The sequence below is a fragment of the Tabrizicola oligotrophica genome, assembly GCF_011008935.1.
Lineage (GTDB): Bacteria > Pseudomonadota > Alphaproteobacteria > Rhodobacterales > Rhodobacteraceae > Tabrizicola_A > Tabrizicola_A oligotrophica.
In genome coordinates this window covers 68892-84359 of record NZ_JAAIVJ010000001.1, presented here as the reverse complement: position 1 = coordinate 84359, position 15468 = coordinate 68892, and the positions used below count along the sequence as shown (strand labels likewise).

General features: G+C 65.7%; 15 protein-coding genes. 5 read left to right on the top strand and 10 right to left on the bottom strand.

Translation table 11 applies throughout. The features are described from left to right. Positions 1 to 15 precede the first annotated feature (15 nt). The 10 genes from G4Z14_RS00410 to pyrH all read right to left on the bottom strand — a co-directional run bounded on the left by G4Z14_RS00410 (position 16) and on the right by pyrH (position 9009). The gene (locus G4Z14_RS00410; protein ID WP_164622766.1) at positions 16 to 579 is read right to left on the bottom strand and encodes an OmpH family outer membrane protein; all 564 of its coding nucleotides are present in this window, start codon (positions 577 to 579) and stop codon (positions 16 to 18) included. Next, positions 579 to 2921: an outer membrane protein assembly factor BamA gene (gene bamA, locus G4Z14_RS00405; RefSeq protein ID WP_164622765.1), complete on the bottom strand. Its 2343-nt coding sequence runs from the start codon at positions 2919 to 2921 to the stop codon at positions 579 to 581. The genes G4Z14_RS00410 and bamA overlap by 1 nt, the downstream gene beginning before the upstream one ends. Before the next feature lie 135 nt (positions 2922 to 3056). Further along, positions 3057 to 3194 (bottom strand): hypothetical protein, encoded by a 138-nt coding sequence (locus G4Z14_RS00400; protein ID WP_164622764.1) that lies wholly within the window; start codon positions 3192 to 3194, stop codon positions 3057 to 3059. Between the two features lie 87 nt (positions 3195 to 3281). Next, positions 3282 to 4634 carry an RIP metalloprotease RseP gene (gene rseP, locus G4Z14_RS00395; RefSeq protein ID WP_164622763.1) on the bottom strand — a complete coding sequence of 451 codons (1353 nt, stop codon included), beginning with the start codon at positions 4632 to 4634 and terminating at the stop codon, positions 3282 to 3284. After that, a complete protein-coding gene (gene dxr, locus G4Z14_RS00390) occupies positions 4635 to 5816 on the bottom strand; it encodes a 1-deoxy-D-xylulose-5-phosphate reductoisomerase (RefSeq protein ID WP_164622762.1) in 1182 nt (393 codons plus the stop codon). Between the two features lie 3 nt (positions 5817 to 5819). After that, positions 5820 to 5945 carry a hypothetical protein gene (locus G4Z14_RS19045; protein ID WP_265331840.1) on the bottom strand — a complete coding sequence of 42 codons (126 nt, stop codon included), beginning with the start codon at positions 5943 to 5945 and terminating at the stop codon, positions 5820 to 5822. 4 nt (positions 5946 to 5949) lie between these two features. Beyond that, a complete protein-coding gene (locus G4Z14_RS00385) occupies positions 5950 to 6738 on the bottom strand; it encodes a phosphatidate cytidylyltransferase (RefSeq protein ID WP_164622761.1) in 789 nt (262 codons plus the stop codon). Beyond that, positions 6735 to 7412, bottom strand: a complete 678-nt coding sequence (gene uppS / locus G4Z14_RS00380; protein ID WP_164623472.1) for a polyprenyl diphosphate synthase — start codon at positions 7410 to 7412, stop codon at positions 6735 to 6737. Before uppS ends, G4Z14_RS00385 begins: the two co-directional genes overlap by 4 nt. A gap of 138 nt (positions 7413 to 7550) precedes the next feature. Continuing rightward, positions 7551 to 8114, bottom strand: coding sequence for a ribosome recycling factor (gene frr / locus G4Z14_RS00375; protein WP_164622760.1), 564 nt, complete (start codon positions 8112 to 8114; stop codon positions 7551 to 7553). 160 nt (positions 8115 to 8274) lie between these two features. After that, a complete protein-coding gene (gene pyrH / locus G4Z14_RS00370) occupies positions 8275 to 9009 on the bottom strand; it encodes a UMP kinase (RefSeq protein WP_164622759.1) in 735 nt (244 codons plus the stop codon). A gap of 126 nt (positions 9010 to 9135) precedes the next feature. Here pyrH and miaA point away from each other — a divergent pair, with 126 nt between their 5' ends. The 5 genes from miaA to G4Z14_RS00345 all read left to right on the top strand — a co-directional run bounded on the left by miaA (position 9136) and on the right by G4Z14_RS00345 (position 15387). Beyond that, positions 9136 to 10005, top strand: coding sequence for a tRNA (adenosine(37)-N6)-dimethylallyltransferase MiaA (gene miaA, locus G4Z14_RS00365; RefSeq protein WP_164622758.1), 870 nt, complete (start codon positions 9136 to 9138; stop codon positions 10003 to 10005). A gap of 141 nt (positions 10006 to 10146) precedes the next feature. Beyond that, positions 10147 to 10944 (top strand): AraC family transcriptional regulator, encoded by a 798-nt coding sequence (locus G4Z14_RS00360; protein ID WP_164622757.1) that lies wholly within the window; start codon positions 10147 to 10149, stop codon positions 10942 to 10944. 402 nt (positions 10945 to 11346) lie between these two features. Next, positions 11347 to 12996 carry an ABC transporter substrate-binding protein gene (locus G4Z14_RS00355; protein ID WP_227751448.1) on the top strand — a complete coding sequence of 550 codons (1650 nt, stop codon included), beginning with the start codon at positions 11347 to 11349 and terminating at the stop codon, positions 12994 to 12996. 131 nt (positions 12997 to 13127) lie between these two features. After that, positions 13128 to 14213: an ABC transporter permease gene (locus G4Z14_RS00350; protein ID WP_164622756.1), complete on the top strand. Its 1086-nt coding sequence runs from the start codon at positions 13128 to 13130 to the stop codon at positions 14211 to 14213. Between the two features lie 10 nt (positions 14214 to 14223). After that, positions 14224 to 15387 carry an ABC transporter permease gene (locus G4Z14_RS00345; RefSeq protein WP_164622755.1) on the top strand — a complete coding sequence of 388 codons (1164 nt, stop codon included), beginning with the start codon at positions 14224 to 14226 and terminating at the stop codon, positions 15385 to 15387. The last annotated feature ends 81 nt before the right edge of the window (positions 15388 to 15468 follow it).

The following is a 15468-nucleotide window of genomic DNA, read 5'->3' as shown; positions in this document are numbered from 1 at the left end:
CAAGCGGCCCGCGTCTCAGGGCGCCGCGGGTTTCAGGCTGCCATCGGCAAAAGCCGCGTCCAGCCGGGCAATCGCCTCGTCGGTGACGTCGATGTTTTCAAAGCCGACCAGCACCGCACGGCGGTCGATGATGGCGCTGGCGCCGGCGTCCACCATGACCTCGGCCAGAATGGGGCGGGCGGCCTGCAGGAAGCTTTGCCGGTCCTCGTCGATGGCACGGGTCAGCTCGCGCGATTTGGCGTCCTGCGCCTTGCGGATGCCTTCGACCTTCTTGTTGAACGCCTCGGACAGCGGCAGGAAATTCTCGCGCGTCATGGCCGAGCGGCGGGCGGTCAGCTCTTTTTCCTCGGTTTCAAGCGCGGCCTCGATGCGGCGGTTCTCGTCGATCAGCGCCTGCGTCGCCGCATCATGCCGGGCGATCACCGCCTTGCCGAAGGCCGAGCCTGAGAACAGCCGTTCATCATCCAGCGTCAGGATCGGGGACGGTGCCTTGACCACAGCGGCAGGGGCATCCTGACCCGCGCCGGGCTGGCCGGACAGGCCAAGCAGGGCGCAGGCAAGAACAAGGGCATAGCGCATCAGAACTTCGTCGTGATCGTCAGGTCGAAGCGCTGTTCCTTGTCATAAGCCTCTTTCTTCAAGGCCTTGGAGAAGTTGAAGCGCAAGGGGCCAAGCGGCGTTTCCCACAGAACCGACAGACCGATGGACGAGCGCAGCTTGGCCGAATCGTCGATCGTGCCGCCCAGAGTGTTGTCCAGCCCCCAGACCGAGCCGACGTCCAGGAAGGCCCCGCCCTTGATGCCGTATTCTTCCGGCAGGCCCAGCGGGAAATCGGCCTCGAAGCGGGCGACGGCGAACATGTTGCCGCCAAGCGCATCTTCGTTCGCAACGCCGGTCAGGTCACGCGGGCCAAGGCCGTTCGGTTCAAAGCCGCGAATCTTGCCATTGCCGAAATAGCGGTCGGTCACGCGGCTGGTGTAGCCGCCCGAAGTGGCAATCGCACCCCCCTCGACGACAGCGCGCAGGGTGACTTCCTCGTTCAGGATCTTGGTTTCGGCAAGCGCCAGCGCCTCGGTCTTGAGGTACTTCACATCGCCGCCAAGGCCCGCGAGATCCTGGCTGAAGCGCAGCAGGAAGCGGTTGTTGGGGTTCAGGCCGCCGATCTTGTTGTCGTAGGAATAGGAATACCCGATGGAGCTGCCCAGCGGCGACCCCATCGCTTCTTCCGCCACCAGAACGGCAGAGGAATCGGCATCGACATTGGTGATCTTGTCGTCGAACACGCGGTAGCGCAGTTCCAGACGGCCAAATTCGCTGACCGGGAATTCCAGCGCCGGGGAAATGGCAATCTGCTTGGTGTCGTAGAAGGCGTCGGCGTAATCGCTGGTCTTGTAATAGGCACCGAATTTCAGCTTGAGATCGCGGCCCAGAAGCGACGGTTCGACAAAGGTGAGCGAGCTGTCCACGGTGTCGGAACCGGTGGTGATGTCGATCCCGACCTTCTGGCCGCGGCCAAGGAAGTTGTCCTCGCTGAAGCCGAAGGTCAGCCCGGCCCCCGAATTCACGCTGAACGACGCCCCGACCGACAGCGACCCGGTCGGCTTTTCCTCGACATCGACGTTCACCACCACCTGATCGCCGCCGCTGCCCGGCGCGGCCTCGACATCGGCATTGCCGAAATAGCCAAGGGCGCGGATGCGTTCGGCCGCCTGACGGATTTCGCGCGGGTTGAAGGGGTCGCCTTCAGCGGTGCGGAACTGGCGGCGGATCACCTGATCCAGCGTCGTGGTGTTGCCTTCGATGTCGATGCGCTCGACAAAGACGCGCTCGCCCTTCGACAGGACAAATTCGATGTCCAGCGTCTGGTTGGCCTCGTTGCGCGTCACCACCGGCTCGACCCGGATGAAGTTCAGGCCCTTCTTCAGGGCCAGCGTCTCCATGCGGGCGATGTTGTTCTCGATCAGCGCCGGCGAATAGACCGTGCCCGAGCGCAGCTTCTGCACGTCGATGAATTCATTGGCGTCAAGGCCGTCGACGGTAGAGACGGTGGAGACCTCGCCAATGCGGTATTGCTGGCCTTCCTGCACGGTGACGGTGACGAAGGAGGCATCGCGTTCGGCCGAAATCTCGCCCGTGGCGTCCAGCACCTCGACGTCGATGTAGCCGCGCGACAGGTAGAAATCCTTCAGCAGCTGCTTGTCCAGCTCCAGCCGGTCGGTGACGAAAGTGTCGCGCCCGATGATCTGGCGCAGCAACCCGGCCTGTTTGGTTTCCAGCACCTGCCGCAACCGCCGGTCGGAATAGGCGCGGTTGCCGACGAAGGACAGCCGCTCCACCTCGACCACCTTGCCCTCGACAATCTCGAACACCAGATCGACCCGGTTGTCCGAGCGCCGGATCAGCTTCGGCGTGACCGTGGCCGCCAGACGGCCTTCGGTCCGGTAGGCATCGGCAATGGCCGCGGCGTCAGCCTCGGCGGTGGCCGGATTGAAGACATTGCGCGATTTCGACTTGATGAGCCCGGCAAGCCGGTCATCCTTCAGCCGCTTGTTGCCCTGCAGATCGACCGTGTTCAGCATCGGCATTTCCTGCACGACGATCTTCAGCGTGCCACCCTGCGGTTGCAGCTCCACGGTTTCGAACAGGCCGGAATTCACGATGCGCTGGTAGGCGTCATTCAGCTGGCCGGTGGTCAGCGCCTGCCCCTTGCCGATTCCCGCATAGGACAGGATGGTCGCGGCATCGACACGGTCATTGCCCTCGATCACGACGTTGGAAAAGCTGTAGTCCTGCGCAAAGGCCGGTGTGAAGAACGGCGTGGAAACGACTGTTCCGCAAAGCAGAAGCGCCATGGCGGCCGGGCGCACAACACGGTTCCCCACGCGCCCGCGCGCCCCAATCGCCTTTGCAGAAATACGCATTCGCAGCCCCCGGGTGTCACAAATTGTTGTGTCCCTGACTAGCTTGAACCGCAAGCCTTGTCAAAAGGGCATGGCGCAAGGGACATGGGCATTTCGCCAGTTTCCGGCCATTCCGGCCGGTCGGGCGCCAGCGCCTCAGGGCTGCAGGATCGCCGAGCCCAGAAACGCCCCGGCCAGAAGCCCGAGAATGACCGTCCCAAGGGTGAAGAGCCGGTCGGCGTTCAGCCAGACCAGCAGCGAAACGGCTTTGTAGCCACTCACAACCGCGTCCATCCTGTTACCCTCCGATCTGCGATTCCGATGCCCCTTCTTGCCACCGGATTATGGCGGCAATTTGGCAGGGCAAGCAGGGACGGCGGATCAACCGCAGGTTACATCATTGCGCAGCGCATAGGCCATGAAGGTGATCACGACGAAAAGCCCGATCGTCATCAGAACCCGCAGTACCCCTTCCGGCGGCGGGCGCCGCATCACCGCCTCATAGGCGTGGAATACCAGATGTCCGCCATCCAGCACCGGAATCGGGAACAGGTTGATAAGGCCGATGCCCAGCGACATCACCGCCAGCATGGTGATGTAATATTCCGCCCCCAGCGTCGCCGCCTGCCCCATCACCTGCGCCATGCCGATCGGACCTGAGATGTTGCACGAGCTGATCGCCCCGGTGATCACATGCCACAGCCCCGACAGCGAAGTCGTCGCCGCGAACCAGCCGTTCTGGACCGCCAGGCTCAGCGCCTCGAACACCCCCGGCTGACGCACTTCGGGCTCAAAGACCAGCCCGCCCGAAAGCCCGATCAGCCAGCGGGTTTCAAAGCCGCCCTCGGCCTTCGGAATGTCGCGCCGGTTGGGGGTGATGGTCAGGTCAAAGGTCTGGCCCGCGGCCGAGCCATCGGCCCGCCAGATGGTCAGCGGCACCGGCGCCCCGGCCAGCCCCTCGACGATCGGCGGCAGTTCGGAAAAGGCGGTGACGGGCTTGCCGGCCGCAGCAAGGATCACGTCACCCGACTGCAGGCCCGCAGCAAGGGCGGCGGACTTGAGCTGCACCGAGGCCACCAAGGGCGGCATCGGATGCGGGGCGGAAACCTCGGTCTGCGCGCCGTCGCGCAGGATCAGGTAACGCACCAAGGCGGCGGCGGGCAGGTCGCGCGCCACGGTGAGATAGCTTTCCAGATCAGGCGTCGGCGTGCCGTTCAGCGCCAGAACCTCATCACCGGGCCGCAGCGTGTCGGCCAGCCCCGGCAGGGTGGCCACCGTGCCGACCACGGGCCGGTCGGTGGCGACCCCGCTCCACAGGATCAGGCCCCAGTAGACGGCAATGGCGAGCAGGAAGTTGAACACCGGCCCCGCCGCAACGGTCGCCGTCCGCGCCCAGAGCGGCGCGCCGTGCATGGTGTGGCGACGCTCTTCGTCGGTCAGGCTGGCAATCAGATGGGCATCCCGGCCCGAGGCCGCATCGGCATCGCCGAGGAACTTCACATAGCCGCCGATCGGGATGAGCGCGATCTGCCAACGGGTGCCGCGCTGATCGAAGCGCGAGAACAGCACCGGGCCAAGGCCCAGCGAGAACACCTCGGCATGGATGCCGGCCAGGCGACCGACGATGTAATGGCCATATTCATGGACAAAGACGATGATGCCCAGCGCAAGAATGAAGAACACCAGAGTCCACATCAGGCCGCCGGTGCCCAGAATCGTCGTCAGGAAATCCACTTAGCCACCCCCGAGTTCCCGGGCCACCTCACCGGCACGAATGCGGGCGAGATGGTCCATTGCCAACACATCTTCAAGGCTCTCGGCGGCGATTCCAAGGCGGGAATCCGCCGAAAGCCGGGACAATGTCTCTTCAACCAAGGCAGCCATCTGCAGAAATCCAAGCCTGCCCGCGATGAAGTGATCCAGCGCGATCTCCTTGGCGGCGTTGAAAGCCGCCCCGGCCAGCCCGCGCACCTCCATCACCTCGCGCGCGAGCCTGAGCGCAGGATAGCGCGCTTCGTCGGGGGCGCGGAAGGTCAGCTGTCCGAGGGCGGCCAGATCCAGCCGGGCCACTGGCAGCGGCTGGCGTTCGGGCCAGTTCAGCGCATAGCCGATCGGGTGGCGCATGTCGGGCATGCCCAGATGCGCCATCACCGCCCCGTCGTTGAAGCCGACCATGGAGTGGATGATCGATTCGGGGTGGATGATGACCTCGATCTGCTCCGGGCGAACCCCGAAGAACTCGCGCGTTTCGATGACTTCCAGCGCCTTGTTGAACATTGAGGCGGAATCGATGGTGATGCGCTGCCCCATCGACCAGTTGGGGTGGGCCAGCGCCTCGGCCAGCGTGGCATGGGCCAGCCGCTCCATCGGCCAGTCGCGCAAGGCACCGCCCGAGGCGGTCAGGATGATCCGGTCGACGGCAGTCAGATCCTCGCCCACCAGCGCCTGAAAGATCGCGGAATGCTCGGAGTCCACCGGCAGGATGGTGGCGCCATGCGCGCGGGCGGTAGACAGCAGAAGCTCGCCCGCCGTCACAAGGCTTTCCTTGTTGGCCAGGGCCAGCGCGCTGCCATGCGCCAAGGCCCGCATCCCCGGCACCAGACCGGCAGCACCGACGATGGCCGACATCACCCAGTCGGCCTCGCGGTCGGCGGCCTCGATGAGGGCGTGGGGGCCGGCGGCGGCGTGGACACCCGAACCGGCCAGCGCCGCGCGCAGCGCCGGCAGGTTGGCCTCATGCGCCGTCACCGCGACCTCGGCCCGCAGGGTGCGCGCCATTTCGGCCAGCCGCGCCACATTGTTGCCGCCGGTCAGCGCGACAGTGCGGACCGCCTCGGCCCCGCCCATCCGGCAGATCAGGTCATAGGTGCTTTCCCCGATCGAGCCGGTCGCGCCAAAGATCGAGATGCGCCGCATGGGTCAGCCTTTCAGGACGGGAAGGTCGGTGACGAAGGGCACCCCGGCGCGGACCTCCTCGTCGGCTTCGCCGCTCGTCGGGGAGCCGGCGACGAGGGGCCGAAGGCAGCCGAGGAGCGTCGGGCGCATCGGATCAGCCCTTCACCAGCGGAAAGAGCGGCACCGCCACCTGCAGCAGCACGCTCAGGATCGCCGCGAAGGCCAGCCCGTCGAAGCGGTCCAGCAGCCCGCCATGGCCAGGGATCAGGCGCGAGCTGTCCTTCACCCCCGCACGCCGCTTGATCGCGCTTTCGGCAATGTCGCCCATCTGCCCGGCAAAGGCCAGCAGGGGCGAGGCCCAGAGGAGATGGCTGGTGCCAAGGCCCGCCGCCCAGAAGCCAAGCCCGACCAGCGCCGCGCCGACCCAGCCGGCGGCGGTGCCGGACCAGGTCTTCTTCGGGCTGACGCGCGGCCAGAACTTCGGCCCGCCGAGGCTGCGCCCCGCGAAATAGCCCAAGACATCCGAGGCGACGACCACCGCCAGAACCCACAGCACCGGCACCAGCCCCAGCGACTGCCGCAGGATGACCAGCGACAGGCCAGTGGCCATGATGACAAGGGCATAGGCAAAGAACACCGCCCGGTCACGGCGCGGCAGCAAGGCCCCCGCCACGGCCGGCAGCGCCAGCGCGGCAAGCGGCCAGGGCGAGGCCGACCACAGGTTGAGCGCCAGCATGCCGGCCGCCAGCGCGCCCAGCCAGAGCGACAGGTCGCGCGCGGGATCGGCGGTCATGCGCGCCAGTTCCCACATCATCCCGCCGGTTACCAGCACCACCAGCAGCGCGAAAGGCGCCCCGCCCACCCAGACGGCAAGCCCGCCGACAAGGATCATCCCCAGCCCCGACAGGACCCGCGGCCCGAGATCGCCCCAATCGGCGCTCATGCCGGCACGACCCCGCCGAAGCGGCGTTCGCGGCTGCCGAAACGGCCGACGATCTCGGCCAGATGATCGGCGGTGAAATCGGGCCAGAGCGTGTCGGTGAATTCATACTCGGCATAGGCCGCCTGCCAGGGCAGGAAGTTCGAGGTCCGCGTCTCGCCCGAGGTGCGGATCACCAGATCGGGGTCGGGCAGATCGGCCGTGTCGAGGTGCTGCGAGATGAGCGCGTCGGTGATCTGGCCGGGCGCCACCTGCCCGGCGGCCACGGCGCGGGCGATGTCGCGCACGGCGCGGGTGATCTCGTCGCGGCCGCCGTAATTGATGCCCACCGTCAGGTGCAGCCGGTCATAGGTGGCGGTGCGGTTCTCGATCGAGGTCTGCAGCCGCTGCAGCCGCGGGTTCAGCATGGAACGGTCGCCGATGAAGCGCATCCGCACCGATTCCGCCGCCATCCGGTCGGCCTCGCGCTCGATATAGCGCGAGAAGATCGCCATCAGGCCCAGCACTTCTTCGGTGGTGCGCTTCCAGTTTTCGGTCGAGAAGGCGTAGATCGTCAGGTATTTGACGCCCAGATCCGGGGCAGCGTTGACGATTTCCTTGACCCGCTCGGCGCCCTTGCGATGACCGACAAGGCGTGGCCAGCCGCGCTGGGTGGCCCAGCGGCCGTTGCCGTCCATGATGATGGCGACATGTTCGGCCTTGCGGGGGCTGGTGCTGTCTGCGGCCACGTCCGGTCTTTCCCTCGGCGCCCCGGAAGGGGCAAAAAATACTCAATCCCAATACTGCGGGCGCCAATGCGCCCGAAGACAACCGTGTCAGATCTGCATGATCTCGGCCTGCTTGGCCTCAAGCGCCTTGTCGACGGCGGCGACATGCTTGTCGGTCATTTCCTGCACTTCGTCCGACCACATCTTCTGGTCGTCCTCGGACATGCCGGCGGTCTTGGCCTTCTTGATCTGGTCCATGCCATCGCGCCGCACGTTGCGGATGGCGACCTTGGCGCTTTCGGCGTATTGCGCGGCAACCTTGGTCAGTTCCTTGCGGCGCTGCTCGTTCAGCTCGGGGATCGGCAGGCGGATCAGCGGGCCGTCGGTCACCGGATTGATGCCGATGCCCGACTCGCGGATCGCCTTTTCCACCTTGCCGATCATCGCCTTGTCCCAGACGTTGATGACGACCATGCGCGGCTCGGGCACGTTCACCGTGCCAAGCTGGTTGATCGGCGTCATCTGGCCATAGGCGTCGACATGGATCGGCTCGACAAGCGCCGCCGAAGCGCGGCCGGTGCGCAGCGAGGCGAATTCCTGTTTCAGCGCGGTCATTGCGCCATCCATCCGGCGCTGGATGGCATCGAGGTCGATATCGAGATCGTCGGACATGGGGTCTTCCTTCAGGTCGTCCAGCCCGCGTCGCACCGGGCCGTTTGCGCACTTCTAGCGAAAGCGGGCGCGGAAATAAACCGGGGCGTTGCGGGGAATATTGCCGGTCGGCACTCACGCGCCCTGCGGCGGGCGCAGCCGTGAGGGGCGCGTGCCGGGCTCAATCCTGCACGCGGGTATAGGTGCCCATGCCGGCGAGGATGCCCTTGAACCCGCCGGGCTCATCCAGCGAGAACACGATGATCGGCAGGTTGTTGTCGCGCGCCAGCGCAATGGCCGAGGCGTCCATCACACCAAGGTGTTTTTGCAGCACCTCGTCATAGGTCACATGGTCATAGCGCACCGCGTCGGCGTGTTTCTTGGGGTCCTTGTCATAGACCCCGTCCACCTTGGTGCCCTTGAAGATTGCCTGACAGGCCATTTCCGAGGCGCGCAGCGTGGCGGCCGTGTCGGTGGTGAAATAGGGGTTGCCAGTGCCGGCGGCGAAGATGCAGACCCGCTTCTTCTCCAGATGGCGCACGGCGCGGCGGCGGATGTAGGGCTCGCAGACCTGATCCATCGGGATGGCGGAAATCACCCGGGTAAAGACCCCGATCTGCTCCAGCGCCGATTGCATGGCAAGGGCGTTCATCACCGTGGCGAGCATGCCCATGTAGTCGGCCGTCGTCCGCTCCATCCCCTGCGCCGAGCCGGCCAGACCGCGGAAGATGTTGCCGCCGCCGATCACCATGCAGACCTCGACCCCCATGTCGCGGACCGACTTCACCTCTTCGGCGATGCGCGCGACAGTCGGCGGGTGCAGGCCGTAGCCTTGGTCGCCCATCAGCGCCTCGCCCGAGATTTTCAGCATCACGCGCGAATATTTCGCGCCGGAAGTGGGGGCGGTGTTGGCCATGGGAGTTCCCTGCATCTGGGTGGTGTCTTGGATTGCGCCGCAAAATGTCGCAAAACGGGGGCAGGTTCAACAGCGGAAACGGCAGATCGGGGCCAGCCCGCAATCTGCCGGGATATTTAGGCCAGTATGAAAGGCATCAGCGGAATTTCGCGCGAGGCGCCGGTGCTGATCGCCGGACCGACTGCCAGCGGCAAATCGGCGCTGGCAATGGAGATTGCCGCGCGCGACGGGCGGGTGATCGTCAATGCCGATGCGCTGCAGGTCTATGACTGCTGGCGCGTGCTGTCGGCGCGGCCTTCGCCGGAGGACGAGACTGCCCTGCCCCATGCGCTTTATGGCCATGTCGGGCGCGGCGAGGTCTATTCCACCGGGCGCTGGCTGCGCGAGGTGATGGCGCTGCTGGACCGGCCGGTGGTGATCGTCGGCGGCACGGGGCTGAATTTCACGGCGCTGACCGAGGGGCTGGCCGATATTCCCGCCGTGCCGGCCGCGGTGCGGGCCGAGGCGGATGCACGGGCGGCCGCCGAAGGTTTCGGCGGGATGCTGGCCGAGCTTGACGCCGCGACGGCGGCCCGGATCGACCGGCAGAACGGCGCGCGCATCCAGCGCGCCTGGGAGGTGCTGCGCGCCACCGGCCGGGGCCTGGCCGCCTGGCAGGACGAGACGCCGGCCCCGGCGCTGGCCCTGGCGCAGGCCGAGGCGCTGGTGCTGCGCCCGGACGTCGGCTGGCTGGACGCCCGAATCGCCCGCCGCTTCCATGCCATGCTGGAGGCCGGCGCGCTGGACGAGGCGCGGGCCGCCCTGCCGGACTGGAACCCGCGCCTGCCCTCGTCCAAAGCCATCGGCGCACCCGAGCTGATCGGCCATCTGCAGGGAAAATCGACGCTTTCCGAGGCGGTCGAGGCAGCAATCCTGCAAAGCCGCCGCTATGCCAAGCGCCAGCGCACCTGGTTCCGTTCACGCATGGGGGGGTGGCGCGAACACCCCTGCGGCTGAGGCGGGCGGACAGACAATCCACAGATTTGTCCACAACCTTTCCGTGCCCGGACCGGATTTTCGGCACGTGCCGCCATCTTTTTGCTTGGGTTGCGTGAGAAGGCCTGCCAGATTGCGCGCAAAAGAAAAAAACGAGCCAGTATGAACGCCCCCATCGAATCCTCGCAAATGCGTCTTGTTGCCCTGCCCCGTCTTGCCGCCGCCGGCCGCTGGCGGGTGGAGGCGATGCGCACCCTGAGCGAACCCTGCTTCCTGTGGTTCACCAAGGGTCAGGGCCGCATCACCGTGGCGGGCGTCACCCGCGGCTATACCGCGCACAATGCGATCTACATTCCGGCAGGCGTGATGCACGGCTTTGAAGTCGGCCCGCAGGTCTTTGGTACGGCTGTGTTTTTCGGCCGCGACACTACGGTCACCCTGCCCAGCCAGCCCCAGCACCTGCGCATCCGCGAGGTACATGCCCAGCAAGAGGTCAATGTCATTCTCGACATGATCCAGCGCGAGATGGACAGCACCACCCCGGCGCATGAGCGGGCGACGCGGCATTATCTGGGCCTGCTCGGGGTCTGGCTGGAGCGGCAGTCGGTCAAGGCCGCCGCCGAAACCGCGCCGCCCGATGCCGCCCGGCGGCTGGTGGCGCGCTTCACCCAGCTAATGGAGCGCGAGTTCCGGCAGGGTCTTGGCGTCGGGGACATGGCGGCCCGGCTTGATGTCACGCCCACCCATCTGACGCGCTGCTGCCGCCAGACCTGCGGCCGCTCGGCCATCGACCTGCTGCAGGACCGCCGCATCTTCGAGGCGCTGCGCCTGTTGTCGGAAACCGATACGCCGGTGGGGCGCATCGGCGAGAGCCTCGGCTTCAACTCGCCGGCCTATTTCACCCGCGCTTTCCAGAACATGACCGGCGTGTCGCCGACGGCCTTCCGCCGCTCGCTCTGACCGGCGCTTTCTGCATCGCAGAATCTTCCAGTCTCGGGGCCCTTCCCGCAACCGGGTGCAAAGAATCACCCGGTTTCTCCGCATTGACGGAATTCCCTCCGACGGAGCGGAATTTCCCGCGGAAAACCCGACAGGGGTGTCGAGCGACAATTTGACCGTCAAAATGTCGCATACGGCACACTGATTGCCGAATCTTGTCGTTGACGGATGGCCGGAAAAGGTGCCGAATACCGGGGTGACACGGATGCAGCAAAGGAGAGACTCCTCACGCATTTCGGCAGAGACCGCCCGCAAGACGGCGGCCTGCATGGGGGTGGCGGATGCCGCACCGCAATCGGAGATTGGCCCCCGACGTCCAACCATTCGTCAATAATCAAGGCAAAGCCTGACAGGGAGACAAGCATGAAAGACACGTTTGAAACCGAAACGCTGCATCCGGGCGCGGTGATGTATGCCGCCGAGGTCCGTGACGGCACGCTCAGCCGCCGCGAATTCCTCGTGCGCTCGACCGCGCTCGGCGTTTCGGCCGCCGCGGCTTACGGCCTGCTGGGCCTTGAGGCCCCGGCCGCCGCACAGGACGCCCCCGCGATGGGCGGCACGCTGCGCATGGCGATGGAAACCAAGGCGCAGAAAGACCCGCGCACCTTCGACTGGTCGGAACTGGCGAACTTCTCCCGCGGCTGGCTGGAATATCTGGTCGAATACAACAATGACGGCTCGATCCGCGGCATGCTGCTGGAATCGTGGACCGTGAACGACAACGCCACCGAGTTCACCCTGAACGTCCGCAAGGGCGTGAAGTGGTCGAATGGCGACGATTTCACCGCCAAGGACGTGGTGTTCAACATCACCCGCTGGTGCGACGGCAATGTCGAGGGCAACTCGATGGCCGGCCGCATGGCCAGCCTCGTCAACCCCGACACCAAGACCGCGCGCGATGGCGCGATCACGCTGGTCGATGACTACACCGTCAAGCTGGTCACGCCGGCGCCCGACATCACCATCATCGTCGGCATGGCCGACTATCCGGCCGCGATCGTGCATTCGGCCTATGACGGCGGCGACCCCTCGGCCAATCCGGTCGGCACCGGCCCCTACATGCCGGAAACGAACGAAGTGGGCGTCAAGCAGGTGCTGGTGAAATCGCCGAACCCGTGGTGGGGCACCGCGGTTTATGGCGGCCCCTATCTGGACCGCATCGAATACATCGACTTCGGCACCGACCCCGCCGCCGTGGTGGCTGCCGCCGGCTCGGGCGAGATTGACGCGACCTACCAGACCACCGGCGATTTCATCGCGCAGTATGACGCCTTGGGCTGGACCAAGTCCGAAGCCGTCACCTCGGCGACGCTGGCCCTGCGCTTCAACCAGCAGCAAGAGCCCTACACCAAGGCCGAAGTCCGCAATGCGCTGATCAAGGCCGTGGACAACAAGGTGGTGCTGGAGCTTGGCTATTCCAACCTCGGCACGGTTGCGGAAAACCACCACGTCTGCCCGATCCACCCGGAATACTTCGCCCTGCCGCCGCTGGTCGTCGATCCGGCGGCCGCCAAGGCCGGGATCGAGGCGGCCGGCCTGATCGACACCGAGTTCGAACTGATCTCGCTCGACGACGCCTGGCAGGCTGCAACCAGCGACGCGGTCGCCGCCCAGATCCGCGACGCCGGCATCAAGATCAAGCGCACGGTGCTGCCGGGCTCGACCTTCTGGAACGACTGGACCAAATACCCGTTCTCGGCCACCGAATGGAACATGCGCCCGCTTGGCGTGCAGGTTCTGGCGCTGGCCTACCGCACGGGCGAGGCCTGGAACGAAACCGCCATGGCGAACCCGGACTTTGACGCGGCCCTTGCCGAAGCGCTGTCGATCAACGACGCCGCGGCGCGCAAGGTGGTGATGGAGAAGATCGAGAAGATCATGCAGGACACCGGCGTGATGGTGCAGCCCTACTGGCGCTCGCTGTTCCGCCATGCGGATCCGAAGGTGCATGGTGCCGAAAAGCACGCCACCTTCGAGCATCACCACTACAAGTGGTGGGTTGACGCTGCCTGAGGTCTGCATCCGACCTTGAAATCGGGCGCGCGGGACATCCCTCGCGCGCCCTTTCTTCTGAGCCACACCGCCAGCGGTGCAGCCGGGTCTCCCGTCTGCGGCCCGCCCGGTTTGCCCTGACGGGACCAGCCATGCTCCTTTTCATCCTTCGCCGCCTTGGTGTCATGTTCCTGACCGCCTTTGCGCTGACCTTCATCGTCTTTTCCCTGACAAACCTGCAACCGAACCTCGAGAAGCTGGCAAAGTCCGAAGCTTCGGTGCGGATGACGGATGACCAGGTGGTCAGCTGGATTGCCAACAACGGCTATGACACGCCGATGCTGTCGCGCTATGCGCAATGGCTGGGGGTCTTGCCAGGCTGGGTCAAGACCATGGAAGATGGCGAGGTGCGCGGGCGCTGCATCGCCAAGGGCGCCGATCCGGCCGCCGCGCCGCGCTATTGCGGCCTCGTGCAGGGCGACTGGGGCAGCTCCACCGTGTTCAAGAAGCCGGTGAGCGAGGTGCTGGGCCGCTCGCTTGGCCAGACCGGCTGGCTGATGCTGACGGTCATGCTGGTGATGGTACCGACGGCGCTCATGCTGGGCGTGCTGTCGGGCATGCGCGAGGGCTCGCGCACCGACCGGGTGCTGTCGACCTTTGCCATCGTCACTACGGCGACGCCGGAATATGTCTCGGGGGTGATTTTCATCGCGCTCTTCGCTTCTGCCACCGCCGGCCTCTCGCCGCTTCTGGCCGACTGGGGCTGGATCAGCGGCAAGACACTGTTCATGGGCACCGCCACCAGCGCGATGGATGACATCACCTTCTGGAACTTCGCCCTGCCCGTCATGACCATTGCGCTTTATGGCATCGGCTATATCGCGCGGATGACGCGGGCCTCGATGACCGAGGTGATGACGGCGCAATATATCCGCACGGCGCGGCTCAAGGGCGTCGGCTTTACCCAGGTGGTGCTGAAACATGCGCTGCGCAACGCGCTGATCGCGCCCTTCACCGTCATCATGCTGCAGTTTCCCTGGCTTTTGAACGGCGTGGTGATTGTCGAAACCCTGTTCAACTACAAGGGCTTCGGCTGGACGCTGGTGCAGGCCGCCACCAACAACGACATCGAGATGCTGCTGGGCTGCTCGGTCGTCGCCGTCTTCGTCGTTCTCGTGACGCAGCTGATCTCCGATGTCGGCTATGTCTTCCTGAACCCCCGCATTCGTCTGGCCTGAGGGATCACACATGGAAACGCTCTCGTGGTTTCAGATCATCGCCGCCATGGCCGGCCGCTTCCTGCCGGTCTGGCTGGCCCTTGTCGTGACCTTCGGCCTGTCGATCAGCTTCCGGCGCCGGCTCGGGCTTTACGGCAAGCTCTTTGACAGCCCGGTCGGCATGGTCGGCTTCGGCATCGTGATGTTCTGGGTCTTCACGGCGATTTTCGCCAACTGGATCATCACCATGGACCCCCTGGCGCAGTTCTCGGGGTCAAAGAACGCCGTGCCCGGCTCGGCGCTGAGGGCGCCGGTGGACGGCGGCTACACCCACCTCCTCCTCGGCGCCGATCACGTCGCCCGCGACGTGTTCTCGCGCATGGTGATGGGCTCGCGCGTGGTGCTGCAGATCGCGCCCGCCGCCACGGTCTTCGCCTTCATGGTCGGCATCACGCTCGGCCTGCCGGCGGGTTATTTCGGCGGCAAGCTCGATACCGGGCTTTCCTTCCTTGCCAACCTTGTGCTGGCCTTCCCGGTGATCTTGCTGTTCTACCTCCTCGTCACGCCCGAGATCGTGCAGACCGGCATCCCGATGTGGTTCGCTGCCGTGCTGTTCGTCTTCCCGATCATCTTCTTCGTGATCCTGTTCAACTCGCGCTTCTTCACCAATCCGGCCCGGCGCAACCTCTATGTCGGCGTCGTGCTGGTGCTTGGCCTCTGGGCCTATTCGGGGCTGGCCTTCAACCTCGATCCGCTCGGCGTCTGGTCGATGGACCCGAACCTGCTGAACGTCTTCGTCTCGGTGGTCTTCGTGAACGCACCCGGAACCTTCCGCATCGTGCGCGGCATGGTGATGGACATCAAGACCCGCGACTATGTCGCCGCCGGCCAGACCCGGGGTGAAGGCCCCTGGTACATCATGCTGTGGGAAATCCTGCCCAATGCCCGCGGCCCCTTGATCGTCGATTTCTGCCTGCGCATCGGCTATACGACCATCCTGCTCGGCACGCTCGGCTTCTTCGGCCTCGGCGTCTCGCCCGAAAGCCCGGACTGGGGCTCGACCATCGACGATGGCCGCAAGCTCCTGTCGATCGTGCCTCACCCCGCGCTCGCCCCGGCCCTTGCCCTGATGAGCCTCGTCCTCGGCCTCAACCTGCTGGCTGACGGCTTGCGCGAAGAAAGCCTGAAGGACTGATCCCCTTCATCTGTTTGCAAATATCCCGGGGGTCCGGGGGCTGGCCCCCGGTCCCGACCTCTCCACCAAAGCGAGGCCCGC